The 26060-nt window shown below is 72.4% G+C and carries 22 protein-coding genes and 1 tRNA gene; 16 read left to right on the top strand and 7 right to left on the bottom strand.

What is annotated here, in order from left to right; translation table 11 throughout:
- Positions 1-149 precede the first annotated feature (149 nt).
- Both ACWCPW_RS29085 and ACWCPW_RS29080 read right to left on the bottom strand, forming a co-directional pair.
- Positions 150-734, bottom strand: a complete 585-nt coding sequence (locus ACWCPW_RS29085) for a TlpA family protein disulfide reductase (RefSeq protein WP_449764546.1) — start codon at positions 732-734, stop codon at positions 150-152.
- 254 nt (positions 735-988) lie between these two features.
- The gene (locus ACWCPW_RS29080; RefSeq protein ID WP_449764545.1) at positions 989-3454 is read right to left on the bottom strand and encodes a beta-glucosidase; all 2466 of its coding nucleotides are present in this window, start codon (positions 3452-3454) and stop codon (positions 989-991) included.
- A 174-nt stretch (positions 3455-3628) separates the two neighbouring features.
- Between ACWCPW_RS29080 and ACWCPW_RS29075 the strand changes: the two genes are divergently transcribed.
- Positions 3629-4297: a TetR/AcrR family transcriptional regulator gene (locus ACWCPW_RS29075; RefSeq protein ID WP_449764544.1), complete on the top strand. Its 669-nt coding sequence runs from the start codon at positions 3629-3631 to the stop codon at positions 4295-4297.
- An 85-nt stretch (positions 4298-4382) separates the two neighbouring features.
- Here the strand turns inward: ACWCPW_RS29075 and ACWCPW_RS29070 are convergent, their stop codons facing one another.
- The 3 genes from ACWCPW_RS29070 to ACWCPW_RS29060 form a co-directional block, all read right to left on the bottom strand.
- On the bottom strand, positions 4383-5660 hold the full coding sequence (locus ACWCPW_RS29070) for a MerR family transcriptional regulator (protein ID WP_449764543.1): 1278 nt from the start codon (positions 5658-5660) through the stop codon (positions 4383-4385).
- An 83-nt stretch (positions 5661-5743) separates the two neighbouring features.
- Positions 5744-6241, bottom strand: a complete 498-nt coding sequence (locus tag ACWCPW_RS29065; RefSeq protein ID WP_020550635.1) for a universal stress protein — start codon at positions 6239-6241, stop codon at positions 5744-5746.
- A 786-nt stretch (positions 6242-7027) separates the two neighbouring features.
- Positions 7028-8140 (bottom strand): YeiH family protein, encoded by a 1113-nt coding sequence (locus ACWCPW_RS29060; RefSeq protein WP_449764542.1) that lies wholly within the window; start codon positions 8138-8140, stop codon positions 7028-7030.
- Positions 8141-8151: 11 nt separating this feature from the next.
- Here ACWCPW_RS29060 and ACWCPW_RS29055 point away from each other — a divergent pair, with 11 nt between their 5' ends.
- From ACWCPW_RS29055 to ppgK, 12 genes are all read left to right on the top strand, one after another.
- Positions 8152-9078, top strand: a complete 927-nt coding sequence (locus ACWCPW_RS29055; RefSeq protein ID WP_449764541.1) for a LysR substrate-binding domain-containing protein — start codon at positions 8152-8154, stop codon at positions 9076-9078.
- 185 nt (positions 9079-9263) lie between these two features.
- A complete protein-coding gene (locus ACWCPW_RS29050) occupies positions 9264-10550 on the top strand; it encodes a GlxA family transcriptional regulator (RefSeq protein ID WP_395863141.1) in 1287 nt (428 codons plus the stop codon).
- A gap of 4 nt (positions 10551-10554) precedes the next feature.
- Entirely contained in the window at positions 10555-11166 is a 612-nt protein-coding gene (orn, locus tag ACWCPW_RS29045; protein ID WP_449764540.1) for an oligoribonuclease, read from the top strand.
- Positions 11167-11263: 97 nt separating this feature from the next.
- Positions 11264-11339: transfer RNA gene (locus tag ACWCPW_RS29040), tRNA-His, on the top strand.
- Positions 11340-11512: 173 nt separating this feature from the next.
- Complete coding sequence (locus ACWCPW_RS29035; RefSeq protein ID WP_020550640.1) at positions 11513-11815, top strand: DUF397 domain-containing protein; 303 nt, start codon at positions 11513-11515, stop codon at positions 11813-11815.
- A gap of 162 nt (positions 11816-11977) precedes the next feature.
- Complete coding sequence (locus ACWCPW_RS29030; RefSeq protein WP_449764539.1) at positions 11978-12637, top strand: ATP-binding cassette domain-containing protein; 660 nt, start codon at positions 11978-11980, stop codon at positions 12635-12637.
- The gene (locus ACWCPW_RS29025) at positions 12637-13998 is read left to right on the top strand and encodes a YhgE/Pip domain-containing protein (protein ID WP_449764538.1); all 1362 of its coding nucleotides are present in this window, start codon (positions 12637-12639) and stop codon (positions 13996-13998) included. Before ACWCPW_RS29030 ends, ACWCPW_RS29025 begins: the two co-directional genes overlap by 1 nt.
- Positions 13999-14140: 142 nt before the next feature.
- On the top strand, positions 14141-15730 hold the full coding sequence (locus ACWCPW_RS29020; protein WP_449764537.1) for a tetratricopeptide repeat protein: 1590 nt from the start codon (positions 14141-14143) through the stop codon (positions 15728-15730).
- Between the two features lie 313 nt (positions 15731-16043).
- Complete coding sequence (locus ACWCPW_RS29015; protein WP_449764536.1) at positions 16044-16700, top strand: ACT domain-containing protein; 657 nt, start codon at positions 16044-16046, stop codon at positions 16698-16700.
- Between the two features lie 196 nt (positions 16701-16896).
- On the top strand, positions 16897-18042 hold the full coding sequence (locus ACWCPW_RS29010) for an LCP family protein (RefSeq protein ID WP_449764535.1): 1146 nt from the start codon (positions 16897-16899) through the stop codon (positions 18040-18042).
- Positions 18043-18212: 170 nt separating this feature from the next.
- A complete protein-coding gene (locus ACWCPW_RS29005) occupies positions 18213-20867 on the top strand; it encodes a right-handed parallel beta-helix repeat-containing protein (RefSeq protein WP_449764534.1) in 2655 nt (884 codons plus the stop codon).
- Positions 20868-20994: 127 nt separating this feature from the next.
- On the top strand, positions 20995-21732 hold the full coding sequence (ppgK, locus tag ACWCPW_RS29000; RefSeq protein ID WP_449764533.1) for a polyphosphate--glucose phosphotransferase: 738 nt from the start codon (positions 20995-20997) through the stop codon (positions 21730-21732).
- Here the strand turns inward: ppgK and ACWCPW_RS28995 are convergent.
- A complete protein-coding gene (locus ACWCPW_RS28995; protein ID WP_449764532.1) occupies positions 21729-22328 on the bottom strand; it encodes an exonuclease domain-containing protein in 600 nt (199 codons plus the stop codon). The two genes, ppgK and ACWCPW_RS28995, sit on opposite strands and share 4 nt — an antisense overlap.
- Before the next feature lie 97 nt (positions 22329-22425).
- Here ACWCPW_RS28995 and ACWCPW_RS28990 point away from each other — a divergent pair, with 97 nt between their 5' ends.
- Both ACWCPW_RS28990 and ACWCPW_RS28985 read left to right on the top strand, forming a co-directional pair.
- Complete coding sequence (locus ACWCPW_RS28990; RefSeq protein ID WP_449764531.1) at positions 22426-23193, top strand: SDR family NAD(P)-dependent oxidoreductase; 768 nt, start codon at positions 22426-22428, stop codon at positions 23191-23193.
- Positions 23194-23310: 117 nt separating this feature from the next.
- The gene (locus ACWCPW_RS28985; RefSeq protein WP_449764530.1) at positions 23311-23916 is read left to right on the top strand and encodes a Uma2 family endonuclease; all 606 of its coding nucleotides are present in this window, start codon (positions 23311-23313) and stop codon (positions 23914-23916) included.
- A 29-nt stretch (positions 23917-23945) separates the two neighbouring features.
- Here the strand turns inward: ACWCPW_RS28985 and ACWCPW_RS28980 are convergent, their stop codons facing one another.
- The gene (locus ACWCPW_RS28980; RefSeq protein WP_449764529.1) at positions 23946-25238 is read right to left on the bottom strand and encodes a metallophosphoesterase; all 1293 of its coding nucleotides are present in this window, start codon (positions 25236-25238) and stop codon (positions 23946-23948) included.
- A 272-nt stretch (positions 25239-25510) separates the two neighbouring features.
- On the opposite strand from ACWCPW_RS28980, the gene ACWCPW_RS28975 reads away from it, so the two are divergent.
- Positions 25511-26056, top strand: coding sequence for a TrmH family RNA methyltransferase (locus tag ACWCPW_RS28975; protein ID WP_449764528.1), 546 nt, complete (start codon positions 25511-25513; stop codon positions 26054-26056).
- Positions 26057-26060: the final 4 nt, after the last annotated feature.

The raw sequence follows: 26060 nt of genomic DNA, 5'->3' as shown, positions 1-26060 counted from the left end.
AGGGTTTCTCCGGAATGCTCTATTTCGACCCGGTGCTGTCCCGATTCACCGACGAGACGTACGGCGACCTCTTCTATCTGGACTTCGATCCGGTGCCGACCGGCCGCCACGCTTCGGTTGCCGTTTCCGCCGGGCGGCCTCGCCACTGGCTAGCCGGCCGGCTCCGCGAGCAGCGGGGTCAGCACGTCGCGGAGTCGACCCTCGGTGACCCTGCCGATCACGGACGCGGCGATCGCGCCGGAGCGGTCGAGCACCACGGTGTTGGGGAGCGCCGCGGCGTTGACGTACGTGCCGAACTTAAGGACGTTGCGGTTGTCGGGGTCCCACAGGCTCGGGTAGCCGATGCCGAAGCGGGCCTCGAAGGCCCGCGCGTTCTCCCGGGTCGACTCGCTGGTGTTCAGACCGACGAACTCCACCCCGGAGGGCCGCAGATCGGCGTAGACCCGTTGCAGGGCCGGTGCCTCGCCCCGGCACGGGGCACACCACGAGGCCCACAGGTTCAGCACCACGACCCGGCCGCGCAACGACGCGATCTCGAGGCGTTCGCCGGTGAGCGTCTCACCGGACAGGTTCGGCGCCGGGGTGCGCTTGCCCGCGGGGACCCTGCGCACGCCGTCCGCGGAGATCACCGCCGAGTCCTCGGTGTCCGGGGCGCCGAAGCCGGCGCAGCCCGCCGACAGCAGGATCAGCGCGAGCGCGATCGGGATCCGCCGCCGGGCGCGAGGAAGTCGCATGCCGTGATCGTCCCACCGGTCCCACCCGCCACACGCACGGGGGCCGGACGGCCCCGTTCCACCGCCGGAGCCGTCACGGCGCCCGAGCCGGTCGAGCCGCCGCGGCGCGCACGCGAACGGCCGCGTCGGTCGGGGCCGTGACTCCCCGGCCGACGCGGCCGTGTCCGAGGGGGGCGAGCCGCACCGCGTCGACCCGGGCCGAGGGGCGAGCGCCTCCCGGCCCGGAGTGCGGCGCCGGCGCGCCGGGCCCGGGTCTAGAGCGCGAGGTCCGCGCTCAGTCGCAGGTCGCCGAGCGAGCGACCGACACGCAGCGTGTACGTGCCCGGAGTGGTGACCCACGCCGCGCCCTGTTCGTCCCAGCGGGCCAGGGTGCGCGCGTCGAGCTCGACCGTGGCAGTGACGCGGGCGCCCGGGCCGGCTTCGATCGAGGCGAACCCGACCAGGCGGATCGGCTCCGGCCGGCCCATCAGCGTGCCGTCGGCGGTCTCCAGGTACACCTGCGCGACCTCGCGGCCCGTCCGCTCGCCGGTGTTGGCCACGGTGACCTCCACGGTCACGCCGCTCGCGTCGCCCTTGACCGTCACGCCCTCGTACGCCCAGGTCGTGTACCCCAGACCGTGCCCGAACGGGTACGCGGGCGCGGCATCGCCCAGTGCCCAGGCGCGGTAGCCGATGTTGCTGGACTGCTCCGCGTAGTGGTGCTCGTTGTCCACCCGGGCGGTGGAGTAGACCGGTACGTCGGCGGCGGCCGCCGGGTAGGTCGTGGGCAGTCGACCGCCCGGCTCGGCCACGCCGGTGAGCACGTCGCCCAGCGCGGCGCCGCCCTCCTGGCCCGGAAGCCACGCCCACACCACGGCGGCGACCTCGTCCCGCCACGGCATCAGCACGGGCGAGCCCGCGTTGACCACCACGACGGTCCTGGGGTTGACCGCCGCGACCCGCCGGACCAACTCGTCCGAGCGGCCGGGCAGGGCCAGGTCCGCGCGGTCGAAGCCCTCGGACTCGATGTCGTCGGTGGTGCCGACCACGACCACGGCGACGTCGGCGGCCCGCGCGGCCTCGACCGCGGCGTGCAACTCGGCGTCCTCGGACCGGCGCGGGTCCGCCCAGCCCAGGCCGAGCGCGGCCATGAAGAACTGCCCGCCCTGGCTGAAGTCGACCCGGATCTCCACCGGCGTGCCGGCCGTCGCCTCGATCTCGATCCGGGTGGCCTCGGGGCGCATGATCGTCTCGATCACGTCGGTGCCCTCGGGCGCGGTCATGTCCACGGTGCGGGTCGCGCCGTCGATGGTGACCTCGAAGCGGCCCGCGCCGCGCACGTCCAGGATGTTGGTGCCGGACACGGTCGGGGTCACGCTCACCCGCAGCCGGATCACGGTCGCCCCGGCCGGGACGTTGTCCGGCCAGAACATCAGGCTGGAGCCCAGCCGGTGCTCGGAGGAGAGCACGGTGCCCTCGGCGTCGAGGAACTCGGCGCGCAGGCCCGGCTCGCCGCTCTCCGGGTCGCGGGCACTGTCGAGCGAGAGGTCGGCCAGCGCGCGGTGGGTGAAGGCGCCTTCGGTCAGCGTCAGTTCGACGCCCTCGCCGAGCGCGGCCCGCAGGCCGTCGGGGATCGAGACGACACGCGAGGGGTTCACGTGCGCGCTGCCGCCGCCCTGCGCGGACAGCCGCAGCGCGTTCGGCCCGATCAGCGCGACGCGGGACAGCGCCGAGGGGTCGAGCGGCAGGGTGCCGTCGTTGCCCAGCAGCACCATCGCCCGCGCGGCGATCGCGCGCAGGGTGGCGACCGCGTCGTCCGGAGTGGTGGTCGTGGCCGGGGTGCGCTCGCCCAGCACGCCCACGCGCGCGGCGAGGCGCAGGATCCGGGTGACCCGCTCGTCGATCAGCGCCTCGGCGACCCGGCCCTCGCGCACGGCGGCGAGCAGCGGCTCACCCCACACCTCGGTCGGACCGGGCATCGCGATGTCGGTGCCGCCGGCCGCGGCGGCCTCGGTCGAGCGAACCGCCATCCAGTCCGAGACCACCACCCCGTCGAAGCCCCACTCGTCCTTGAGGACGCCGTTGACCAGTCGCGAATTCTCGGTCATCGTCTCGCCGTTGACCTGGTTGTACGCGCTCATCACCAGCCACACCCGGCCGGTGCGGACGGCCTCCTCGAACGGCACCAGGTAGACCTCGCGCAGCGAGCGCTCGTCGATCCGCGAGTCGTAGGACATCCGGTCGTCCTCGGTCTCGTTGCCCACGAAGTGCTTGATCGTGGCACCGACGCCGGCGGACTGCACACCCTCGATGAAGGCGGTCGCGATCCGCGCGGTGAGCAGCGGGTCCTCGGAGTAGCACTCGAAGTGCCGGCCACCGAGCGGGCTGCGGTGCAGGTTCACGGTGGGCGCCAGCAGGACGTGGATGTCCTTGTCGCGGGTCTGCGCGCCCATTACGAAGCCGGCCCGGCGGGTGACCTCGGGGTCCCACGCGGCGGCCAGCGCGGTGGGGCTGGGGAACAGCAGCGAGGTGTCGCGCTCGTCCCACGTGACGCCGCGGACGCCGACCGGGCCGTCGGACACGCGCAGCTTGCGCAGGCCGATGCTCGGGATCTCCGGGAGCGACCAGAAGTCCTCGCCGACCACGAGGGACAACTTCTCCTCGAGGGTCAGCCGCGCCACCAGGTCGCGCAGCTCGTCGTCCGTGGCCTCGTTGCCGGTGGGTGTGGTGTGAGACGCCATCGTCTGCCTTCCGCTCGCGTTCCTGATCGACCCGCATCCCGGGCGACCCGCCGGTCGGGTCGGCCGGGGATCCGTTCGTACGGTAACCACAAAAACCTATTGTGCGGTAGCTTTGTTATCTTGACGTGACACACACCTCGACGAGCCCGTTTCGGGACACGGCAGGATGAGCTCATGGACGCGCAACGGGACGAGATGCCCGGCACCCCGACCCCGACCCCCACCCGGGCCACCCGGGCGCGAGCGCGCGGGCGCGGCTACGCGTCCGGCGATGCCCGGCGTACGCGCATCCTCAACATCGCGCTCCAAGAGTTCGCCGAGAACGGCTATCGGGGCACCTCGCTGGCCCGGATCGCCGAGCGCGCCGAGCTGACCCAGGCCGGCCTGCTGCACCACTTCCGCAGCAAGCAGGAACTGCTCGTGGCGGTGCTCGACCTGCGCGACCGCATGGACATGGAGCACCTGGACGTGGGCGTGCTCCCGCTGGGCGGCGAGGCGGCCCTGGCCAAGCTCATCGAACTCGCCGAGCACAACCGCGACATCCCCGGCCTGGTCCAGCTCTTCACCGTGCTCACCGGCGAGGCGGTGACCACCGACCACCCCGCGCACGGCTGGGCCCAGGGGCGCTACGCGGTGCTGCGCGCGAGCCTGACCGCCTCCCTGGAGGCCGGACGGTCCCGCGGCGAGCTGCGCGCGGACATCGATCCGCACGCGGTCGCGGCGCAGGTGTTCGCGATGATGGACGGCCTGCAACTGCAATGGCTGCTCGACCCCGAGCAGGTGGACATGGCGACGCTGTTCCACGACTACGTGGAACAGCTCCTGCGCCGCATCCGGGCCTGAATCCCCGGGCGCGGGCCGGCACCACCGGGCAGGGGTCGCCGCCGGCCCCACGGCCCGGGACCCGCACGGCCGTGCGGGTCCGGGGCTACCCGGCCACGCCGGTCGCGCCCTCGCCCGCGGTCAGCTCGCGCAGCACCGCGCCCAGGTCCCAGTTCGAAAGCCCGGCCAGCGCCTCGCGGAAGACGGTCAGCCCGAACAGGTCGCCCCGCGCGGTCATCCGGCCGGTGGCCAGCGCCTCGCGCGGCGCGTGGCGGTCGTTGAGCAGGATCACCCGGCGCGCGGTGTCGTAGTCCATGTGCACGATCAGATCCGGGCCCGGCAACAGCCCGGGTCGGACCAGAACGCGCCCCTGGAAGACGTCCAGGTGCAGTTCGGCCGGGTCGTCCCGGTCCGGCACGTCGCTCACCACGATGTCCACGATCGCCGGATGCGGCGTGCGCTTCTCCGGATCGGGGGTGATCAGCCGGCTGAGCCGGGACACCGCCGCTATCCACGCGTCCGACATGAAGGGGTGCCGATCGAGCGCGGGCTCCTCGTCGTCGACCGGCTCCGGGCCGCCCCGGGTCGGCGCGGGCTCCTCGCGCAGGACCTTCCCGAGCTCCTCGCCGAGCCGGCGCGCGGCCGTGCGGCGCATGGCCCGGGCCAGCTCGGCCTCCACCGCGCGCAGCGCCAGCGGACGCATCCGGCGGATCATCTCCGCCGTCTCGTCCGCGTCGCCGTCGGCGGGCAGCAGGTGCGACTCCATCAACCGGCCGAAACCCTCGGCCACGTGCTCCATCGCCGCGCGCAACATCCGGAGCTGTTCGGTGACCGCGGCCACCGGCACCCCCGCCGCGTGCAATTCGGCACCCACCGCGAGTTCGCGCGGACTGGGCACCCGGAACACGGTCAGCGAGTCGTCCTCGGGTTCGAGCAGGCCCAGCCGCACCGCCGCCGCGAGCGCGACCGGATCGGACAGACCGCCGAACATCGCGATCAACTCGGCCCGGGTCATCCGCTCCGGCGCCTCGTCGCTCCACGGACCGCTCGCCTCGGCGACCAGGCCCAGCACCCCGCCGAGGCTGCGCCCGCCGTCCCAGGCGTCGAGCAGCTCCTTGATGCTGACCAGGCTGTACCCGCGCTCCAGCAACTGGCCGATCAGCCGGAGTCGGCCCAGGTGGCCGTCGTCGTACAGGGACACCCGTCCTTGTCGCCTCGGCCGCGGCAACAGCCCGCGATCCTGGTACGCCCGTACGTTGCGTACGGTCGTGCCCCCTTCGCGGGCGAGGTCCTCGATCCGGTACTCCGCCAACCTCGTGCCTCGCGATCCTCGTGCCCCGTGTCCGCGGCCAACGTAATGCAGATGCGTTCGAGGTTCGATCACACGGTGACCCGAAAGGCGCGGGAAAGGCCCGGAAACGACGTCCCGGCGGTCCGCGGGCGGGCGGACCCGGTGTACGGCGGTGGTCAGGGAATCACGACGACCGGTCGCTTGGCGTGCTTGACCAACCGGCACGCGACCGAACCGAAGATGCGGCTGGCCAGCCCGGTGGACCCACCGACCACGATCGCGTCGGCGGTGAACTCGCGCGCGACGTCCTCGATCTCGTGGCAGATGTCACCCCCGCGCTCGACCAGGATCCACGGCACGTCGCTGAGGTGATCCGCGCACGCCAGCTCGAGACCGAGGGCCTCGGAACGACTGTCCGGCACATCGATGAAGACCGGCGGCTCACAGCCGGCCCACACGGTGGCCGGAATGCGGTTGGCCACGTGCACGATCACCAGTCCGCCGCCGAGTCTGCGCGCCATGCCGGACGCGTACGCGAGCGCGCGCTCGCTGGACTCGGACCCGTCGAAACCGACCACGACCGGGTGTTGGAACGCGGGATCGCGTTGATGAGGAGAGTCGGGACGGAGCAACGGTGTGCCGTCCGGAAGGTCACTGAACTCGAAAGCAGCCATGGGAATCGGGCGTCTTTGCTGTGGAGGGGCGCCTCGGGGCTTCCTGAACCAGATTACTGCGCCGACCCGCACATTCGAAGTGCCAACCGGGGTTCTCCCGGACAAAAAAGACACCACGACGCGTGCCGGGCGGGGCATGAAGCGTTCCGCCGGACCACGCACGGGGATGGCGCCCCCGACAAAGCCTCGGCGAGACACGCACATTAGCCGGACAACGCCCTGAATGGGGAGACCCGGGAGGCCGTGTGGGTGATCGCGATCCGGTCGCGGTCGGTTCGCGACGCTCACGGAGGGCGGTCGGCGGCCCCGGCGCGCACCCCGGATCGGGCCCGTTCGGGCCGGCCGCGGGGCCGCACCGGAGCGGGCCGCAGGGCCGTTCGGGGCGGGCGCCCGGGACCGTTCGGGGGTGCGCGCTGACGCCGCAGGAGGGAACGGGCGTTACCCCGGACCCCGCCCGAGCGTTGGTCAGGACGACACCGTGCGTCCGGGCGACCGCGTCGAAACGGGCGGCGATCCGCAGGTTGGACGCCGACCCTCCCTCACGCCGACCCGCGCCGCGGCGCCGACGTCGAACCTGTCTGACGGCCCGTCACGCGCCGGGCCGTCGGCGGGTTCGACGTACTTCCGGACGCGTGCGTGTCGCGGCCACGGCACCCTCGCCGGGCGGCTCCGGCGGCTCCGGCGGCTTGGGGCGGGACGGCACGGCGGCGGGTGCGCACGGCCGCGCGGGCCTCACCCGGTGAGCGAGCCTCACCCGGTGAGCGAGCCTCACCCGGTGAGCGGGCCTCACAGGGTGAGCAGCACGCCGCCGTAGGCCGCGCCGGCGATCAGCCCCCAGGACGCGAAGCCCAGGAGCAGCGCGCGCCAACCGGTACGCACCAGCCGGCTCAGATCGACCATGCTGCCCAGGCCGAACAGCGCGGCGGCCAGGAGCAGGTCCTGCGCGATACCCGCGACCTCCAGCGCCGAGGCGGGCAGCAGGCCGGTGCCGCGCACGGCGACCATGGCCAGGAAGCCGACCACGAACAGCGGCATCAGCGCCGGCCGCCGCGCGCCCTCGGGCCCGGTGTCGCCGCTCCGCGCGGCCCGGCGGCGCAGCGCGTACCCGGTGCCCACGACGATCGGCGCCAGCAGCAACACCCGCATCAGCTTGACCACGACCGCGGTGTGCAGCGCGACCGGCCCGGCCACGCCGCCCGCGGCGACCACCTGGCCGACGTCGTGCACGCTCGCGCCGACCCAGCCGCCGTAGCGCACGACGTCCAGGCCCAGCGGCGCCCGCAGCAGCGGCAGCACGGCGATGGCCAGGCTGCCGCACAGGGTGACCAGCGCGACGGCGGTGACCACGTCCTCCTCGTCGCTGTCGCTGACGCCGTTCATCGCGGCCACGGCGGACGCGCCGCAGATCGAGAAGCCGGTCGCGATCAGCAGCGGCTGATCACCGGGCAGGCCCATCCGCCGTCCCAGCCACCGGGTGCCGAAGAAGGTCAGGACGACCACCGCGATCACCATCGCCACGGGCGCGAAGCCGAGCCCGACGATGTCGCCCAGCGCGAGCTTGAGCCCGAGCAGCACGATGCCGGCGCGCATCAGCCGTTTGCCCGCGAAGCCCAGTCCCGGTGCGGTCGCGGCGGGCAGCGCCCGCACGTTGGCGGCCAGGATGCCCAGTGCGACGGTGACCGTGAGCATCGGTAGTTGCGGCCAGACACGGTGCGCGCCCCAACTCGCCGCCACCGCCACCGCCGCCGCGAGCAGCCCCGGCCACAATCGCGACCGGTTCGTCGCGGCGGTGGCCGAAAGGTGCTCGGGGTGGGCGCGGTGCGCGGCCGTCAGGGTCATGATCACCACCCTCGGCCCGCCGGCCTCGCGCGGGTAGCGGTCGCTTGCCTGGCAGGTCATAGGGTTTGGCTATGAGCTCGCCGGCGCGCCCCTCGGACCGACTGCCCGACCTGTACACCCTCGAACTGCTCGTCGCGGTGATCGAGAGCGGCAGCCTCGGCAGCGCGGCCCGCCGGTTCGGCATCAGCCAGCCCTCGGCCAGCGCGCGGATGCGCACCCTGGAGCGGCGGCTCGGGGTGCGGCTGCTGGAGCGCAGCACCACCGGCTCGGTGCCCACCGCGGCCGGGCTGGTGATCACCGACTGGGCGCGCGGCGTGCTCGATCAGGCGCACGCGCTCGTGGAGGGCGCGGCGGCGCTCAAGGCCCGGCAGCAGGACCGGCTGCGGGTCGCGGCGAGCCTGACCGTGTCCGAGCACCTGGTGCCCGGCTGGCTGACCATGCTGCGCGAGGCGGTGCCCGGGGTGCACGTGGGGCTCCAGGTGACCAACAGCCTGCACGTGATCGAGGCGCTGCGGGCGGGCGAGGCGGATCTCGGCTTCGTGGAGGGGCCGTGGGTCCCGCGCGACCTGCAGTCGGCGGCGGTGGGCCGGGATCGGCTCGTGGTGGTGGTCGCGCCGACCCACCCGTGGGCGCGGCGCCGACGCCCGATCGCCGCGGCCGAACTGGCCGCGACGCCGCTGCTGCTGCGCGAGGCGGGCTCGGGCACCCGGGAGACGCTGGAGCGGGCGCTGGCGGCCTACGACGGAGTGGCCGTCCCGGCCCTGGAGTTGGGCGCGACCGCACCGCTGCGCTCGGCGGCGATCGCCGGGTCCGCGCCCGCCGTGCTGTCCGATCTCGCGGTGCGCGAGGACCTCGCCGAGGGGCGCCTGGTGGCCGTCCCGGTGGCCGATCTGCCCGCGTTGGACCGGGTCCTGCGGGCGGTCTGGCCGCGCGGCCGCGAGCTCCCGGAGGCGGCCCTGCACCTGCTGCACGCGGCCCGCCGGCGCCCGGGAGTCTGACAGCGGGAGTGAATGTCGACAAGTTCCGCGATGTGACCACCGTCACAAACGTGCATATCTACATAACGTCACGTAGAGAACACCATGCATAGACAAGGTAAGAGAGAGTAAGTTCCGATCTTGGGTTACGTGAGTGACGCCTGTGACCTACTGGGGCGTGAGGGGTGAAGGGGGCGATCGGGGCCATGAGCAGGATCGACAGCCGCAAGGACCGGCGACGGGGGCGAGCCCGCGTGGCCGATGCCGACCACCCGGCCGCGCCCGACGCGGTCGACGCCGTCCCGGTCGGCGACGAGGACACGGTGGTGATCGTCGCGGCGTCCACGGTGCTGTCCGAGGCCCCGCCCGAAGGCGACTCGATCGAGGACGACGCCGACCTCGCCGACGACATCGACTTGGACGGTGAGTACGACCCCGACGCCGAGGGCGTGCTGGCCCCGGGGCGGGAGCGCCCGCTGCTGGGTCGGCGCCGCCCGGACACGATCGCGGTGCTGCTGTTCGCGAACTCGCCGATCCTGGAGAGCTCGATCCCGATATCGGTGTTCGGTGTGGATCGACGCGACGCCGGCGTGCCGAACTACCGATTACTGGTGTGCGCGGCCGAACCCGGACCGCTCCGCACCACCGGCGGCGTCGAACTGATCGCGCCGTACGGCCTCGACGCCCTCGCCCGGGCCGGCACTGTGATCGTGCCCGCGTGGCACTCGCCGTCGCGGATGCCGCCACCCCCCGTCCTGGAGGCGCTGCGCCGGGCGCACCGCGAGGGAGCCCGGATCGTCGGCCTGTGCGGCGGCGCGTTCGTGCTCGCCGCCGCCGGCCTGCTGGACGACCGTCCGGCGACCACCCACTGGATGTACGCGCCCGCGCTGGCCAAGCGCTACCCGAAGGTCCGGGTCGACCCGCGCGAGCTGTACGTCGACGACGGCGACATCCTCACCAGCGCCGGCACCGCGGCCGGCATCGACCTGTGCCTGCATCTGGTCCGTCTCGACCACGGTCCGGACGCGGCCAACGCGCTCGCCCGCCGGCTGGTCGTGCCGGCCCACCGGATCGGTGGTCAGGCCCAGTACATGGACCTGACCCTGCCGGAGGAGATCAGCGGCGACCCGCTGGCCACGGTCATCTCGTGGGCGCTGGAGAACCTGGCCGAGCGCTTCGACATCGAGCAGTTGGCGACCCGCGCGTACATGAGTCGGCGTACCTTCGACCGGCGCTTTCGCACGCTCACCGGCAGCGCCCCGCTGCAGTGGCTGCTCACCCAGCGGGTGCTCCAGGCCCAGCGGCTGCTGGAGACCACCGATCTCCAGGTCGAGGAGATCGCGCGTCGTTGCGGGTTCCGTTCGCCGGTCGCGCTGCGCGGCCACTTCCGCAAACAACTGGGCGTGCCGCCGGCCTCCTACCGGGAGACCTTCCGCACCCGCAGCCCGGAGGAGACCGGGGACGAGGAGGTGTGTGCCCGGGCCGTAGGGTGACCCCATGAGCGACCGCTTGGTCTGGATCGACTGTGAGATGACCGGACTCGACCTGTCCCGGGACGCGTTGGTGGAGGTGGCGGCCCTCGTCACCGACTCCGAACTCAACATCCTGGGTGACGGTGTCGACGTCGTGATCCGCCCGCCCGCCGAGGCGCTGGCCGGCATGCCCGATGTGGTGCGCAAAATGCACACCGCTTCAGGTCTGCTGGAGGAGCTGGAGGCGGGCGTCAGCCTGGCCGAGGCCGAGGCCGAGGTGCTCGCGTACATCAAGAAGTACGTCCCGGACGGCCGCAAGGCGCCGCTGTGCGGCAACTCGATCGGCACCGACCGGGGCTTCCTCGCCCGGGACATGCTCGACCTGGAGGGCTTCCTGCACTACCGGGTGATCGATGTCTCCTCGATCAAGGAACTGGCCCGCCGCTGGTATCCCAGGGTCTACTTCCAGAGCCCGCAGAAGGCCGGCAACCACCGCGCGCTGGCCGACATCCACGAGAGCATCGAGGAACTGCGGTACTACCGCGAGGCGATCTTCGTCCCGGATCCCGGTCCGGACAGCGACACCGCCAAGGCGATCTCGGCCAAGTACGGGCACAAGCCGGCCGAACGCGCCTGAGAATCGGCCCGGGCGCGGGCTCCCGGAAACCCTGCGGCGAGCAGCCTCCGCGAGCCTGTACACTTTTCCTCGCCGGGACGGAAACGCCTCGGCGATGGTGGGTGTAGCTCAGCTGGTAGAGCACCTGGTTGTGGTCCAGGAAGTCGCGGGTTCAAGTCCCGTCACTCACCCCATACGAGGTCCCGGGACACGCGAGTGTCCCGGGACCTCGCTCGTTGTGCGTCGGTGCTCGCCCCGAGGCCCGATGCCGCGCCCGATGTCGGCGTTCGCGTTGTGTGCGGCGCCGCACGCGGCGTAGCGTGCGGTCACCAAAGCGTCACGTACGCGTCATCGGGAGGTTTCGATCATGAGCACCGGCGAGTCCGAGCAGCCGTCGCGGCAGCAGTTGGACGACGAGAAGGCCGCGCTGTACGCCATGGACATCAGCGGTGTCACGTGGATCGGCTACGGCGAGGACACCACCGGCGAGGGGATCGTGGAGACCGCCGAACTGCCCGGCGGCGGCATGGCGATGCGCAACTCGATCCACCCGGAGGGGCCGATCCTGCGGTTCACCGAGGGCGAGTGGACCGCGTTCGTGCTCGGCGTGCGCGACGGCGAGTTCGACCTGGACCGGCTCGCCGAGCCGCTGCCGGAGCAGCGCGGCTGACGCCGCGTCCGAACCTTCGCCCGGCACCGCGCCACGAGTCCGGCAGAGCCGCATCCGACGCTTCGTCAGGCGGGCTCGCGCGGCATTGTCATCCGTTTCGCCCGTTTGGCAACCGGTGGACCGGTTACTCCTCGGTGGACGTCCACCGACAGAGGGAGACCCGTGTCCACAGCCACCTCCGGGGTGGAGATCAGCGCGGTCGGCCTGGCCGCGCACGGACCGGACGGCACGATCTTTCGCGACGTCCGGCTGACCGCGCCCGCGGCCGGCCTGACCGTGCTCGTGGGACCCGCCGGCGCCGGCCGCACCTCGCTGCTGCTCGCGCTCGGCGGCCGGTTCCGCACCCACTCGGGCAGCGTGACCGTCGCGGGCAGTCGAAGCGCCGCGACCGCCCGGGCGCACACCGCGCTCGCCCGCGCCCGGCCCGGCCTGGACCTGGAACCGCACCTGTTCGTGTCCGAGACCGTGGCCGAACGCCGGGCCATCGGCGACGGCCGGCCCACCGAGCCCGCGCTGACGCGGATGTACGACCTGCTGCGGATCGATCCGCCCGGTCACGTCCTGGTCGAGCACCTGGCCGCGGTCGAGCAGTTGTTGTTCTCGGTCGCGCTGGCCGCGGCCACGCATCCGGGCGCGGTCCTGGTGGACGACGTGGACAGCGGCATCGCGGGCGCCGATCTCTCCCGCGCGTGGCGGGCCCTGCGCGAGCTGGCCGACACCGGTGTCACCGTGGTGGTCACCGCGACCGAGGCGCCGCCCGGTGCCGACGCGGTGGTGGACCTGCCCGGACACCACCTGTACCCGAGAGGCGGTATCGCCTGATGGGTGTGCTGCGCCTGGCCTGGTTCGAACTACGGCGCTTCCGGGGCCCGTTGCCCCGTCTGGTCCCGGTCATGCTGATGCTGGTGCCGACCCTGTACGGCGCGCTCTACCTGTGGTCCAACTGGGATCCGTACGGTCGGCTGAACCATGTCCCGGTCGCGTTCGTGAACGAGGATCGGCCGGTGGACGTGCGCGGGCAGCACCTGGACGCGGGTGGTCGGTTGACCGAGGTGATCCGGACGGACCGGAACTTCCAGTGGCGGGTCACCGACGCGAAGGACGCCCGCGAGGGACTGGAGGACGGCGACTACCACTTCGTGGTCACCGTGCCCGCGGACTTCAGCGCGACGCTGGCGAGCACGGCCTCGGCGCAGCCCCGGCAGGCGACGTTGTTCATGAACCTCGACGACGCCAACGGCTTCATCATCGGCAAGATGGCCGAGGTCGCCAAGACGCAGCTCCAGCAGCAGATCTCGGCCACCACGCAGAGCACCCTGGTGCAGCAGGCGTACGGGCAGACCGGAGCGCTCAAGGAGCAATTGGCCCGGTCGGCGGACGGCGCGCGGCAACTGGCGGGCGGCGTGGGCGTCGTGCCGCCGGAGCAGGTGCGGCAGGGCGCCGAGCAGCTCGCGGGCGACCTGGACGGGTTGAACGCCTCGGTGCCGGCCCCGCCGCCGGCGCGGGACGCCGGTGCCGACGCGCGGGTGCTCGGCGCGCCGGTGGTGATCGAGGTGACGAACGCGCATCCGGCGGTGTTGTACGGCCGGGGACTGGCGCCGTTCTTCTTCGGCATCGCGCTGTGGGTGTTCGGCCTGGTCGGGTATCTGCTCCTGCGCCCGTACAACCCGCGCGCGCTCGCGGGCCGGGCGGGCGCGGTCAAGGTGGCGATCGCCGGCTGGCTGCCGGCCGCGGCCCTGGGCCTGCTCGGCGCGTACGTGCTGTACGCGGTGGTGCAGCTCGGGCTCGGCCTGGACGCCGACGATCCGGGCCTGAGCCTGCTGCTGATCGCGCTGGCCGCGGTGACGTTCGTGGCCATCGCGCAGTTCCTGCGGGCCGCGCTCGGCGCGGTGGGCGACGTGCTGATCCTGGTGCTGCTGATGCTCCAGCTCACCTCGTGCGGCGGGCTGTACCCGGTGACCACGACGCCCGAACCGTTCCAGGCGCTGCATCCGGTGTTGCCGATGACGTACCTGGTGAACGGGTTGCGGGTCACCCTCACGGGTGGTGAGGGCGAGCGTTTGGCGGTCGCCTTCGCGGTGCTCGGCGGGTATCTGGTGGTCGCGCTGATCGCGACCACGTTCGTGGTCCGACATCGGCGGATGTGGACGATGGCGGCGCTGAAACCGGCCGTGGAGTTGTGAGTGCGCACTACTGATGGGTCAATGTGCTCCCCCGTACGGTTGTACCGGGGGAGCGCAACCACGTCGGCTCCGTGCACGTCGCCCACAATCAGGGGGTACCGCGGGTTTGCCACCTGTGGTGGAGGAGGGAGAATCAGCGGCGATGAACGAGCAGGAGATACAGAAACTGAGGGCCGAGGCCGAGACCCGGATGCGGGAACTCGGGCCCGATCACCCCGGTTCGCTCGACGCGCGCGCCGCGTGGGCCCGGGTGGTCGGTGACGAGGGCAGGCCCGCAGAGGCCGCTCGGATGTTCGGCGAGCTCGCGGGCGACTACGCGCGCGTGCTCGGCGCGCAGCATCCCGACACGCTCCTGGCCCGGCACAACCATGCCTACTGCCTGGGTCTGTCCGGGAACGCGGTCACCGCCGAGTCGCTGGCGCGGGACGTGGCGGCCGATTGTGTCCTGGTGCTCGGTCAGGACGATCCCGAGACGCTGAACGTGCGTGCCGGGTGGGCCCGGTGGATCGGCGAGGCGGGTGACGCCGCGGGCGCGGCCCGGATGTTGCGACCGATCGTGGAGGAGGCGACCGACTCGCTCGGGCCGGTGCACCCGGACACGCTGACCATCCGACACCAGCACGCGCACTGGGTGGGCCGGTCGGGCGAGACGATCCAGGCGGCCCGGTTGATGGCGGCGGTCGCGGACGAGCGCGGCGAGGTGCACGAGCCGGACGACCCCGCGGCGCTGACCGCCCGCCACGACCGCGCGATGTGGGCGGGGGAGGCCGGCGACGTGTCGGTGGCCCGGGACGCGCTGATGCAACTCGTCGAGGACGCCACGCGCGTGCTCGGGCCGGACCACCACGACACGCTGGTGATCCGGCACAACCACGCGCACTGGACCGGCGAGTCCGGCGATCCGATGGGCGCCCGGACGCTGCTGACCCAGTTGGTCGCGGACTGCGCCCGAGCGCTCGGCGAACAACATCCGGACAGCGAGAACGCCCGGCGTGGGCTGATGTGGTGGACGTACGGCCCCAAGGCCAACGATCCGGCGCCGGTGTTCGCCACGGCGGTGGGCAACACCTCGGTACGGGCCGGGCGGCCGGCGAAGGATCCCAAGCCGCCGAAGCCGGCCAAGGCGGCGAAACCGCCGAAGCCCGGTCGGTTGTCGAAGGCGAAGCGGCCCGCACCGGCTGCTTCGCCGGCCGGCGGAGCATCCGCGTCGGCGGAGGCCGCCGCGCCGATGCCGGCCGCGCCGGCGGCAGCCGGCGAGGTGGTCTCGGTCGGGGCCTCGGCCGCCGTGCCGCCGCCCGCGGAACCGGACGGGGACGTCACCGCGTTCGCCCCGGTGGCCGGGCTCGCCCCGGATACCGAGGAGAACGCGGCGGTGTCGGCCGCGCCGGAGGCACGGACGAGCCCGACCGAGGACGCGGACGTGGATTCGGATGCCGACGTGGACGCGGGACGACCGGTCGCCGAGGTCGCCCCGAAGACACCCGAGCCGGCGGAGGGCGCGGTGACCCGGGTGACGAGCGTGGCGCCCGACGACGAGCCGACGCACGTCAGTCCGCCGGCTCGTCCGGCGGACTCGGCGGACTCGGCGGACTCGGCGGACTCGGAGCCGGCATCGCAGCCGGCGGAGGCTGCCGCGGTCGCCGATTCGGATGAGTCGGACGAGCCGGACGAGTCGGGCCGGCCGGACGAGTCCACCCGGGAATCGGCCGGGAAGCTCGACAAGAAGAAGTAGCCACGACGTGTGCGGGGCGCCACCGGATGGTTCGGGGGCGCCCCGCCCGCGTGTCCGACCGGTGGATCGCGCGTCGGCGTTCCGGCCCGGGAACGGCCGTACCTCGACGCCGAGTTCGCGATGGACCGGATCGGCCGTGAACCGACACCCGGGTCGGTGTCGATGGGAGCCTTGGGTACGGACGTTGCGGGAGTGTGCCGTCGCTGTTTCTGACGGGTTGTCAAACGATCACTTTGGACCGTCATATGTACGCAACGTGATCGAAACGGGGAAGAGTCAGGATACAAGGGCAGGTCGATGGAGGAGGTGTCGCGTGCTGTACCGACTGAGGGTGTCGCTGCCGGATCGACCCGGATCACTCGCGCGGGTCACGCAACTGCTGGGTGCGGCGGGCGCCGACGTGATGCAGATGACCGTCCTCGAACAACACGGCGGTCGCGCGGTCGACGAGTTCACCGTCTCCTGGGCGGGTGAGCGGGACATCGCCGCGCTGGTCGCGGCGATGGAGCGATCGGTGGGAGTCCGGGTCGAAGGCTGCTGGGCGGCCGGCGAGGTGCCCGGGTCGGCGCCGGAGTTGGACGTGCTCGGCCAGGTGGCGCGCGATCCGGGGCGCGCGGTGGCCACGCTGATCGACGCCGCGCCCACGCTCTTCCACGCCGATTGGGCGGTCGCCACCCGGGGCGGTCGCGGCCGGCAGTTGGTGCACCAGAGCTGGCGGGCCCCGGAGGCGCCGGCGCTGCCCGCGCTCACCCCGATGCGCCCGCTGGCCTTCGCCTACGAGGGTGACGCGAGCGGCCACGGCGCGGCCGCACCGATCGGCGCCTCGTGGCTGACCCTGTACGTGGTCCGACACGAGGGCCCGGCCTTCCACCGCACCGAACTCGAACGCCTCGGCCGCATCGTCGACGTGGCCCTCGGTGTCCTCGGCGACCGAGCCGCCGCCAAGGCCACCGGAACGGCCACGCCGTAGCCGTCGACCCGCCACCACCCGCCGCCCGCCCCGTTTCGCGGCCTTCGAGGGTTGCCGGTGGTGGGGGTGGGAACCAATTGGCGTCATTCGGCGTGTAAAGATCGGAAGAACGTATGATTGTGTAGTTGTGCGCGTACTTCGGGCCATCGAGCCGAGCGCACATCGAGCGCGGGGGCCCGACGAAGGCGACGACGACGTGCAGGACAAGGACGAGACGTCCCCGGCGGCATCTGCCGTTCCGGGGACGTCGGCCGAGGAGCCGGGGCAGGAGAGCCCCAGCCGCATAGAACGGCGCGCCCGGGACCGGCGACGCCGCCGGCGGCGCATCCTCGGTTGGACCGCCGGCGGGCTCGTCGCCGTCCTGCTCGCCGCCGGCGGCTTCGGCTGGTGGCTGTACGACCGCCTCAACGGCAACATCCGCACCCAGGATTTCGCCGACCAGCTCACCGATCGTCCGCCGCCCACAGGCGGCCTGAACGTGCTGCTCGTGGGCTCCGACTCGCGGGCCGGCGACAACGCCGAGTACGGGAAGGACGACAGCGGCAGCCAGCGCTCGGACACCACGATCCTGCTGCACGTGCCGCAGGGCCGGAAGAGCGCGACCGCGGTCAGCTTCCCGCGCGACCTGATGGTGAACGTGCCCTCGTGCCGGACCGCCGCGGGTGGCACCGAGCGCGCCTACTTCGGCCAGTTCAACAGCGCGATGGAGGTCGGCGGCGTGCCGTGCGTGGCCGCCACCGTGGAACGGCTCACCGGCGCGCGCATCGACCACCAGATCACCATCGACTTCACCGGCTTCAAGAAGGTCGTGGACGCGCTCGGCGGCGTACCGATGCACATCGCCCAGCCGATCGACGACAAGGCCGCGCACCTGCGACTGCCCGCCGGCGACGTCAACCTCAACGGCGAGCAGGCGCTCGGCTTCGTCCGGGTGCGCAAGAGCATGGGTGACGGCAGCGACATCCAGCGGATCGCCCGCCAGCAGGAGTTCCTCAAGGCGCTGATCAAGAAGGTCCAGGACGAGAACCTGCTGACCAACCCGGCCAAGGCGTACAACGTGATGGACGCCGCGACCAAGGCGATCACCACCGACTCCGGGATCAACTCGTTGGTGAGTCTGTACGACTTCGCCAACGGCCTGCGCGGCATCCCACTGGACCGGATCGACTTCACCACGCCGCCGCTGACCGACTACGCGCCGGACCCCAACCGGGTCGCGCTCAAGCAGCCCGAGGCGGCGCAACTGTTCACCGCACTGCGCGACGGCGCTCCGGCGCCGGTACCCACCGCGGCCGGAACGGCCTCGCCGGGTGGTACGAAACAGGGCACTGCGGGGCGTTGACCGTCACCGGGCCGTGACCCCTGGTCGTTGAACTGTACGGTGCAGGGGTCCGCCGCCGACGCAGCGACCGGGCCCTCCGGGCAGACCCGGTCATGGGGCCGCCCGCGACGCTTTACGGTGGACTCGCGAGGGTGCTGGGTGCGGACCGAGGGGCTGGTGGCAGGGGCGCCATGACGGGTCGGGTTCTTCAGGTGGTGCAGGGCACTCGTTGGCGACGACGCACGGGTGAGTACGCCTCGATCTCAGCCGCGGTGGGCGCGGCGGCGGCGGGTGACTCGATCCTGGTCGCGCCGGGGACGTACCGCGAGGATGTGTCGATCGCCGTCCCGGTGACGGTGGTCGGATCGGACGGGCCGGGGACGGTGGTGCTGACCGCCGCCGACGGCGTCGCGCTGACGATCACCTCGGACGCGGCCGTGCACGGGCTGGTCGTCGAGGGTGGCGCGGGCGTGCTCTCGCCCGCGATCGTGATCGAGGGCTGCGCGCCGATATTGGAGGAGTGCGTGGTCCGGGCCGCCTCCGTGGTCGGGGTCGAGTTGCGCGCGGGGGCGGACCCGATGGTGCGCCGCTGCCGGGTGAGCAACCCGCAGGGTGTGGGCATCGGGGTCACCGGTCGCTCGCGCGGCACCTTCGAGGACTGCGAGATCGGCGACACCGGGCGCGAGGGCTTCGACGTCCGCGAGGGCAGCGCGCCGATGTTGCGTCGTGGCCGGGTCCGGGACGCGTCCGGGCACGGGCTGCGGTTCACCGGCCCGGGGACCACGGGCAGTGTGCAGGAGTGCGAGATCCACGACGGCTCGGACGCGGAGCCCGCGGTGTTCGTCGGCGACCAGGCCTCGCCGCATCTGACCGGCCTGCACATCCACGACGTGGGCGGCGGCGGGATCTGCGTCGCGGGCGGCGCCGCGCCGATCATCGCCGACTCGCGGATCGAGCGGGTCGGCTGGGCGGGCATCTCGGTCGGCGGCCAGGGCAGCGCCGGATCGCTCTCGCGTACGGAGATCACCTCGGTCAAGGGCACCGGCGTCCAGGCCGACGACCTGGCCACGTTCTCGCTCGACGACTGCACGATCCGCGACGCCGAGGGCAACGGCGTCTCCGTCGACCGCGGCGCCAACCTGACCCTGGTCGGCTGTCGGCTGCGCGATGTGGGTCGCAACGGTGTCGACGTGCACGGCCACTCCGAGGTCACCCTCAGCGGCTGCACGATCCGCAGCTTCGGCCGCAACGGGCTCTCGCTCGCCGACCACGGCGCCCGCGCGTCCGCGATCGACTGCGAGTTCCACGACTCCACCGGCGGCAAGCCGGCCGTGTGGGTTGCCGACGGCGCGGACGCGGCGCTGGGCGAGTGCCGCATCCACGACGTGCTGGACGGGGTCAAGGTGGCCGGGGCCGGCACCGGCCTGTCCATGCACGACTGCGAGATCCACGACGTGGACGAGACCGGCATCGGGATCGGCGCGGGCGCGGTGGTCTCGGTCAAGTCCTGCAAGGTGCGCAAGGCCACCACGGGCGTGTGGTTCATGGAGTCGGACTGCGGCGGGATCATCGCCGACTGCACGATCGAGGACACCACGGACGGTGTCTCGGTCACCGGCGCGGCCGGGCCCACGGTGCGCCGGGTCCGGGTGGACCGGGCGACCGGTGAGGGCATCCGGATCGCCGGTGGCGGGCGCGGCGACTTCGAGGACTGCGAGGTGCTCGGCGGGCGCGGCTACGGCGTCAACGTGCGCGAGGGCTGCCATCCGGTGTTCACCCGCTGCACCACCCGCGACAACGCCAAGGGCGGATTCGAGTTCGCCGGCCCGGGGCCGGTGGCGGTCGAGTGCACGTCGCAGGGTGACGGGGCGGGCAGCGGCCGGCCGCCGGCCGCCGGCGGCATCCTGGGTACGCCGAGCCCGATCGCGGCGGCCGGCGCGCCGCCGCAGGGCGTGGCCAAGCTCACCGCCACGCTGCCGATCCCGGGCGCGCGGGACGGGGCGGCCGCCGACGAGGCCGCCGCCGAGGCGCCCGCGCGCGCGGTGGACGACCTGCTCGCCGAACTCGACGGCCTGGTCGGCCTGGCCGGCGTCAAGGCCGAGGTGCGCAACCTGATCGACCTGATCTCGGTCGGCCGGCGGCGCGAGGAGGCCGGACTCAAGGCACCCACGCTGCGCCGGCACCTGGTCTTCACCGGCTCCCCGGGCACCGGCAAGACCACGGTGGCCCGGCTGTACGGCGAGATCGCCAAGGCGTTGGGCGTGCTGCGGATGGGCCACCTGGTCGAGGTCTCCCGGGTGGACCTGGTCGGTGAGCACATCGGCTCCACCGCGCCGCGCACCAAGGAGGTCTTCGACCGGGCCCGGGGCGGCGTGTTGTTCATCGACGAGGCGTACAGCCTGGCCCCGGCGGATCCCTCGCGCGACTTCGGCCGCGAGGCGATCGACACGCTGGTGAAGCTGATGGAGGACCACCGCGACGACGTCGTGGTGATCGTGGCCGGCTACACCGACGAGATGGCGCGCTTCCTGGGCGCGAACCCCGGCTTCGGGTCCCGGTTCTCGCGCACCATCACGTTCCAGGACTACTCGGCCGACGACCTGCTCGAGATCACCCGCAAGCAGGTGCGCGAACACGAGTACGTGCTCACCGACGACGCGTGCGACGCGCTCCTGGGCTACTTCCGCCGGCTCCCGCGCGGGGCCGCGTTCGGCAACGCGCGCGAGGCGCGGCGCACGTTCGAGGCGATGATCGAGCGACACGCGACCCGGCTGGCCCAACTGCCCGGCGCGGGCATGGAGGAGTTGCGCACGCTGCATCCCGAGGATCTGCCCGAGCTGCGGTGAATCGGCCCGCGTCGGCGGGGTAACGGCCGGTGGACGCGGTTGCCCCGTGCCGCGTTGTGGAGAGTGTGCGCGGGGTGTGGACGGTGTGCACGGCTTTGGATGGTTTGCGACGGCGAAGGAGTCTCACGTGCCGGTCATGGGCATCGACATCGGCGGGACCGGGATCAAGGGCGCGCCGGTGGACACCGCCGCCGGGCGGCTGACCCACGAGCGGGTGCGCCTGCTCACTCCCGAGCCCTCCGAACCGCAGGCGGTGATCGGTGTGGTCCGCGAGGTGCTGGAGCAGTTCGCCGACACCCGGGGGCCGGTCGGCATCACCTTCCCGGGTGTGGTCCGGGACGGCATCGTGCGCACCGCCGCGAACGTGGACAAGTCGTGGATCGACCTGGACGCCGACGCGTTGTTCTCCGCGACGCTGGGGCGACCGGTGTCGATGGTCAACGACGCGGACGCGGCCGGAGTGGCCGAGATGCGGTTCGGCGCCGGCGCGGGCCACACCGGCACCGTACTGATGTTGACCTTCGGCACCGGCATCGGCAGCGCGCTGTTCGTGGACGGCAGGCTGGTGCCCAACACCGAGCTGGGCCACCTGGAGCTGGACGGGCACGAGGCCGAGCACCGGGCCTCGGCGGTGGCCCGCGAGACGCACGACCTGTCCTGGGAGAAGTGGGCCGGGCGCGTGCAGGACTACCTGCGGTACGTGGAGATGCTCTTCTCGCCGTCGCTGATCATCATCGGCGGCGGGATCAGCAAGAAGCCGGAGAAGTTCCTGCCGTACATCAAGATCCGGGCCGACCTGGTCCCCGCGAAGCTGCACAACGACGCGGGGATCGTGGGCGCGGCGATGCTGGTGACGGGCGACTAGACGTCGGTTTCGGTGCCCGCGTCGACGGCCGTCGGGCGGTCCCGGCGTGGGGCGCGCAGGACGCCGCCGAGCAGCGCTGCGATGTTCCACGCGTCGTCGACGCCTCGGTGGTGGGTGCCTTCGAGCGGGAGGCCGGCGTGCTTCAGGGCGCCGGCCATGCCGAGTTCGCGGTCCAGGCCGTGCGCGAGCGAGTACAGCGACTTGGCGTTGAGGTGGCGGGTGCCGAACGGGTACGGAACGCCCTCGGCGGCGCATTGCCGCTCGAACTGCTGCCGGTCGTACTCGCCCCAGCTCGCCCACGTGCGCTGATGCGCCTTGAACTCGGCGCGCAGCAGGGCGCACGCGTCGGCGAAGGAGAGGCCGGCGTCCACGTCCGCCTGGGTCAGCGTGGTCAGTTCGGTGCAGAACGCGCCGACGGTGGAGTGGGTCGGGCGCACCAGGACGCCGTGTCGGTCGACCCGCTCGCCGGTGGCGATGTCGAAGGTGGCGAGGCCGATCTCGATGATCTCGTTGCGCTGTCCCTCGGGAGTGGGGCCGTCCCAGCAGGTCGCCTCGACATCGATCACCAGAAGCAGGTCCATCAGTCGTTTTGCCATGCCGGTCAGCAGAGCATCCTCGGCGACGTGCTACCACTGGTTTTGTTCTGACGGTATGTCAGATGTCGAGTCCACCCGTCCACGGAGGAGATCAGAAGTGGGTACGCACAAGACATCACCCGAGACCGGCGTCGTGATCACCGGCGGCGCCTCGGGCATCGGGCGGGCCACCGCGCGGGCGCTGGCCGCGACCGGGCGGCCGGTCGCGCTGTGGGACATCGCGGCGGGTCCGGTCGGGGAGGCGGCCAAGGAGATCGAGGCCGAGCACGGGGTGCGGGCGCTCGGACTGGCCCTGGACGTCACCGACACCCAGGCGTACCCGGCCGCGATCCACGCCTCGGCCGAGGCGCTGGGCACCATCGGTGGCTTCGTGCACGCGGCGGGCATCGTCGACTCGACCCCGATCACCGAGGTCACCGCCGAGAACTGGGACCGCGTCCTGGACGTCAACCTGCGCTCGTTCGCGCTGCTGGTCCAGGCGCTCACCCCGCACCTGCGCGAACACGCCGGCTCCGCGATCGTGGGCATCGCCTCGCTCAACGCGATCGTCGGCAACGCGCTCAACCCGTCCTACTGCGCGTCGAAGTCCGGCATGCTCGGTCTGAACCGCTCGATCGCCGCCAAGCTCGCCGAGTACCACATCCGCAGCAACGTGGTCTGTCCCGGCTACGTGGAGACCCCGATGCTGGCCCGCTCCTTCGCCCGCCCCGGCACCCGCGAGCGCATGGAGAACAGCTCCCCGCTGCGCAGGCTGGGCCGCCCGGAGGAAATCGCCGGCGCGATCCGCTTCCTGCTGAGCGACGAGGCGTCCTTCGTGACGGGCACACACTTGGTGGTGGACGGCGGGATGACGGAGACGGTCTGATCGATCGGGGCAGGGCCGGCTCACGAAGGGACGTCGCCCTGCCCCGAGTGTTCATGATCGTGATTCGGGAAACCGGGCATATGGCAGATCAATCCCTGACAAAGTGGTGGTGATCCTGTGGATGAGGAAGCCGAGCGTTCGGGAGAGATTGTGCAACCCGCCTTCGACCACGAGTGGACTGCCGACGACGTGATCGCCGCTCAGGAGACCTCGCCATACCGCATCGAACTCCTGGACGGCGTTCTGATGATGTCTCCGGCGCCCAGGCTGCGCCACCAACGTGTGTCTTCGACGCTGTCGGGCCGTTTCGAACAGGCGGCAGCCGACTCCGGGGTCGCCGTCATGGTCTTCGAGAACGTCAATGTTCGTCGAGGAGAGCGGGACTTGCTCCAGCCCGATATCGCCGTGGTGACTCGTGCTGCCGGGATAGAGGGTCTCGAAGCGGACGAGGTGGCTTTCGCCCCCGAAGACGTGCTCCTGGCCGTCGAGATTCTCTCGCCCGGCCACGAGGGCGCGGACCGCATCGACAAGCTCGCCAGGTACGCCGAGTGGGCGATCGCGTCCTACTGGGTCGTGGACCCGAAAGCCCTGACCGTCGAGACCTACACACTCGACGGAGACGAGTACGCGCCCTCGGGTAACGCCAAGCCGGGCGTCGTCACCACGCTTCCCGCGTTTGCGCCGGTCGCCCTCGATCCGGGCACGTTGCTGCGGATGCGGTGACGGGGATGGGTACGGGTGGTTCGGCTTCGCTACTTCGGGTGTAGTTCGACCACCGTGACCTCCGGGGGTGCGCCGAGGCGGACCGGGGGACCCCAGAAGCCGGCGCCTCTGGTGATGTAGAGCATCGTGTCGTCGACCCGGTGCAGGCCGGCGACGGCCGGCTGGTCGAGCTTGACCAGGAATTGCACCGGGAACATCTGGCCGCCGTGGGTGTGGCCGGAGAGTTGTACGTCGACGTCGTATTTGGCGGCGTCGTCCACCTGGACCGGTTGGTGGGCGAGGAGCACCACCGGGCGGGACGGGTCGCGGTTGCCCAGCGCCTTGGCGAAGTTCGGGCCGTCGTGGTGGGACTTGCCGGCGACGTCGTTGACGCCGGCCAGGTCGAAGGCGGCGCCGCCCCGGGCGATCTCCAGCCGGTCGTTGGCCAGCGTGCGCACGTTCAGCTCGGCGAGTTCGGCGACCCAGTCCGCCGCGCCGGACATGTAGTCGTGGTTGCCGGTGACGAAGAAGGACCCGTAGCGGCTGGTCAGCCGCCGCAACGGCTCGACGTCGTCGCTCAGTTGCCCGGCCGTGCCGTCGGCGAGGTCGCCGACGATGGCGACCAGGTCGGGGTTGGTCCGGTTGATCGTCTCCACCACCCGCGTGGTGTGCGCGCGCCCGAGCAGCGGGCCCAGGTGGATGTCGCCGACCACCGCGATCCGAAAGCCCGCCAGCCGCGGATCCAGCCGCGCGACCGGTATCCGCACCCGCACCGTGCGCGGCGCGCCCAGGGCCTGGGTCATCCCGTAGCCGACCGCGCTCATCGAGGTGCCCGCCGCCAACAGCGCGACCGAACGGCTCAGCACCAGCCGCCGGTCCGGCCCCAGCGGCGTGCCCGCCGCGGCGACCTGCGGCCCGACCTCGGACCGGGCATCAGGCTCCGCGACCTCGACGACGGCGTCCCCGTCGGCACCGACCGAGACCGGGACCGAGCGCGGCAGCTCCGCCGCCCGCTCGCCCTCCCCGCGCCGCCGCAGCGCCCGCAGCGCGAGCACCCGAGGCACCTCGAGCACCCCGAGCGCCATCACCACGTACAACAGCAGCGCCATCCAGACGAAGCCCGGCCACGTGATCCACTCCGTGCCGCGCGGGCCGAACACCTTGGGCAGCACCAGCGCGCCCGCCATCGACACCCCGAGCGCGACCACCACTCCCGCGCCGACTCGCCGCACGAGCCCGGACCGGGTGGTGTCGCGCACGAGTCGCCGCCATACGTAGAGGTGCACGCCGATCAGCAGCGCGAGCACGGCGACGGCCGCGATGATCACCAGGACAACGGTCAAGGGGGACTCCCGGGTGCATGGATGGTTCCCGGAAAGCGTGTCACGCCCGCGCCGGCCCCGGCATCCGGCTCGCGGAGTATCCGAGGTTGCTCCCGCGGGAGCAACGCGACGCCGTTCGCCGTATCCTGACGCCGTAGCGACACACTCGACGATGGCCCGGTCACGCCGCGAAGTGGCCCACTCGTGAAGCGAATCGAGAACGGCGACGACAGGTCGCACCGCACCGATCGGGCTCGGCGGCACCGCGACGGGAGGCACTCCTCCCGGGAGCGATGACCGCGCCCGGCGGGACCCGCCCGGCCGGCCCCGCGTACCACGTCAACACTCGCGCCGAACTCAGGCGGCAGCGCCGCGGCAAGGCGCACGGCTGCTGGGACCACCTCTATCTCGCGCCGCTGTGGCCCAAGTACGGCGTCAACCTCGGCACCCTCCTGCGCACGTGCGACGCGGTCGGCGCGTGTCTCGTCGTGCCGCGGCTGCCCTGGGTTCCCGAGGCCCTGGCCCGGGGCAACACGCTGCGCCGGCCGACCTGCGTGCATCGGGTGGGCAATCCGCTCACCTGGCTGGGCACGCAACGAGAGCGCGGCGCCCGGGTGGTCGGCGTCGAACTCGCCGACGACGCGGTCCGCCTCGCCGACCTGAGACCCGCGCGCTGTCCCACCATCGCCGTGCTCGGCCACGAGAGCGACGGCATCCCGTTCGAGGCGCTGCCATACCTCGACGAGATGGTGGAGATCCCGATGGTCGGCACCGGCATCAGTCTCAACGTCGCGGTGGCCGGCTCCCTGGTCGCCTACAAGCTCGCGGGCCTGCTGTGACGGC

This window comes from Embleya sp. NPDC001921, from assembly GCF_053594475.1.
This window is presented reverse-complemented; position numbering and strand designations above follow the sequence as displayed.

Bases quoted from the DNA above. Each gene is read 5' to 3' on its own strand.
- ACWCPW_RS29060 (WP_449764542.1), bottom strand. From the start codon at position 8,140: ATGACCTGCCAGGCAAGCGACCGCTACCCGCGCGAGGCCGGCGGGCCG.
- ACWCPW_RS29055 (WP_449764541.1), top strand. From the start codon at position 8,152: ATGAGCTCGCCGGCGCGCCCCTCGGACCGACTGCCCGACCTGTACACC.
- ACWCPW_RS29085 (WP_449764546.1), bottom strand. From the start codon at position 734: ATGCGACTTCCTCGCGCCCGGCGGCGGATCCCGATCGCGCTCGCGCTG.
- orn (WP_449764540.1), top strand. From the start codon at position 10,555: ATGAGCGACCGCTTGGTCTGGATCGACTGTGAGATGACCGGACTCGAC.
- ACWCPW_RS28995 (WP_449764532.1), bottom strand. From the start codon at position 22,328: ATGGCAAAACGACTGATGGACCTGCTTCTGGTGATCGATGTCGAGGCG.
- ACWCPW_RS29065 (WP_020550635.1), bottom strand. From the start codon at position 6,241: ATGGCTGCTTTCGAGTTCAGTGACCTTCCGGACGGCACACCGTTGCTC.
- ACWCPW_RS29005 (WP_449764534.1), top strand. From the start codon at position 18,213: ATGACGGGTCGGGTTCTTCAGGTGGTGCAGGGCACTCGTTGGCGACGA.
- ACWCPW_RS29020 (WP_449764537.1), top strand. From the start codon at position 14,141: ATGAACGAGCAGGAGATACAGAAACTGAGGGCCGAGGCCGAGACCCGG.
- ACWCPW_RS29035 (WP_020550640.1), top strand. From the start codon at position 11,513: ATGAGCACCGGCGAGTCCGAGCAGCCGTCGCGGCAGCAGTTGGACGAC.
- ACWCPW_RS29075 (WP_449764544.1), top strand. From the start codon at position 3,629: ATGGACGCGCAACGGGACGAGATGCCCGGCACCCCGACCCCGACCCCC.
- ACWCPW_RS29050 (WP_395863141.1), top strand. From the start codon at position 9,264: ATGAGCAGGATCGACAGCCGCAAGGACCGGCGACGGGGGCGAGCCCGC.
- ACWCPW_RS29080 (WP_449764545.1), bottom strand. From the start codon at position 3,454: ATGGCGTCTCACACCACACCCACCGGCAACGAGGCCACGGACGACGAG.
- ACWCPW_RS28975 (WP_449764528.1), top strand. From the start codon at position 25,511: ATGACCGCGCCCGGCGGGACCCGCCCGGCCGGCCCCGCGTACCACGTC.
- ACWCPW_RS29025 (WP_449764538.1), top strand. From the start codon at position 12,637: ATGGGTGTGCTGCGCCTGGCCTGGTTCGAACTACGGCGCTTCCGGGGC.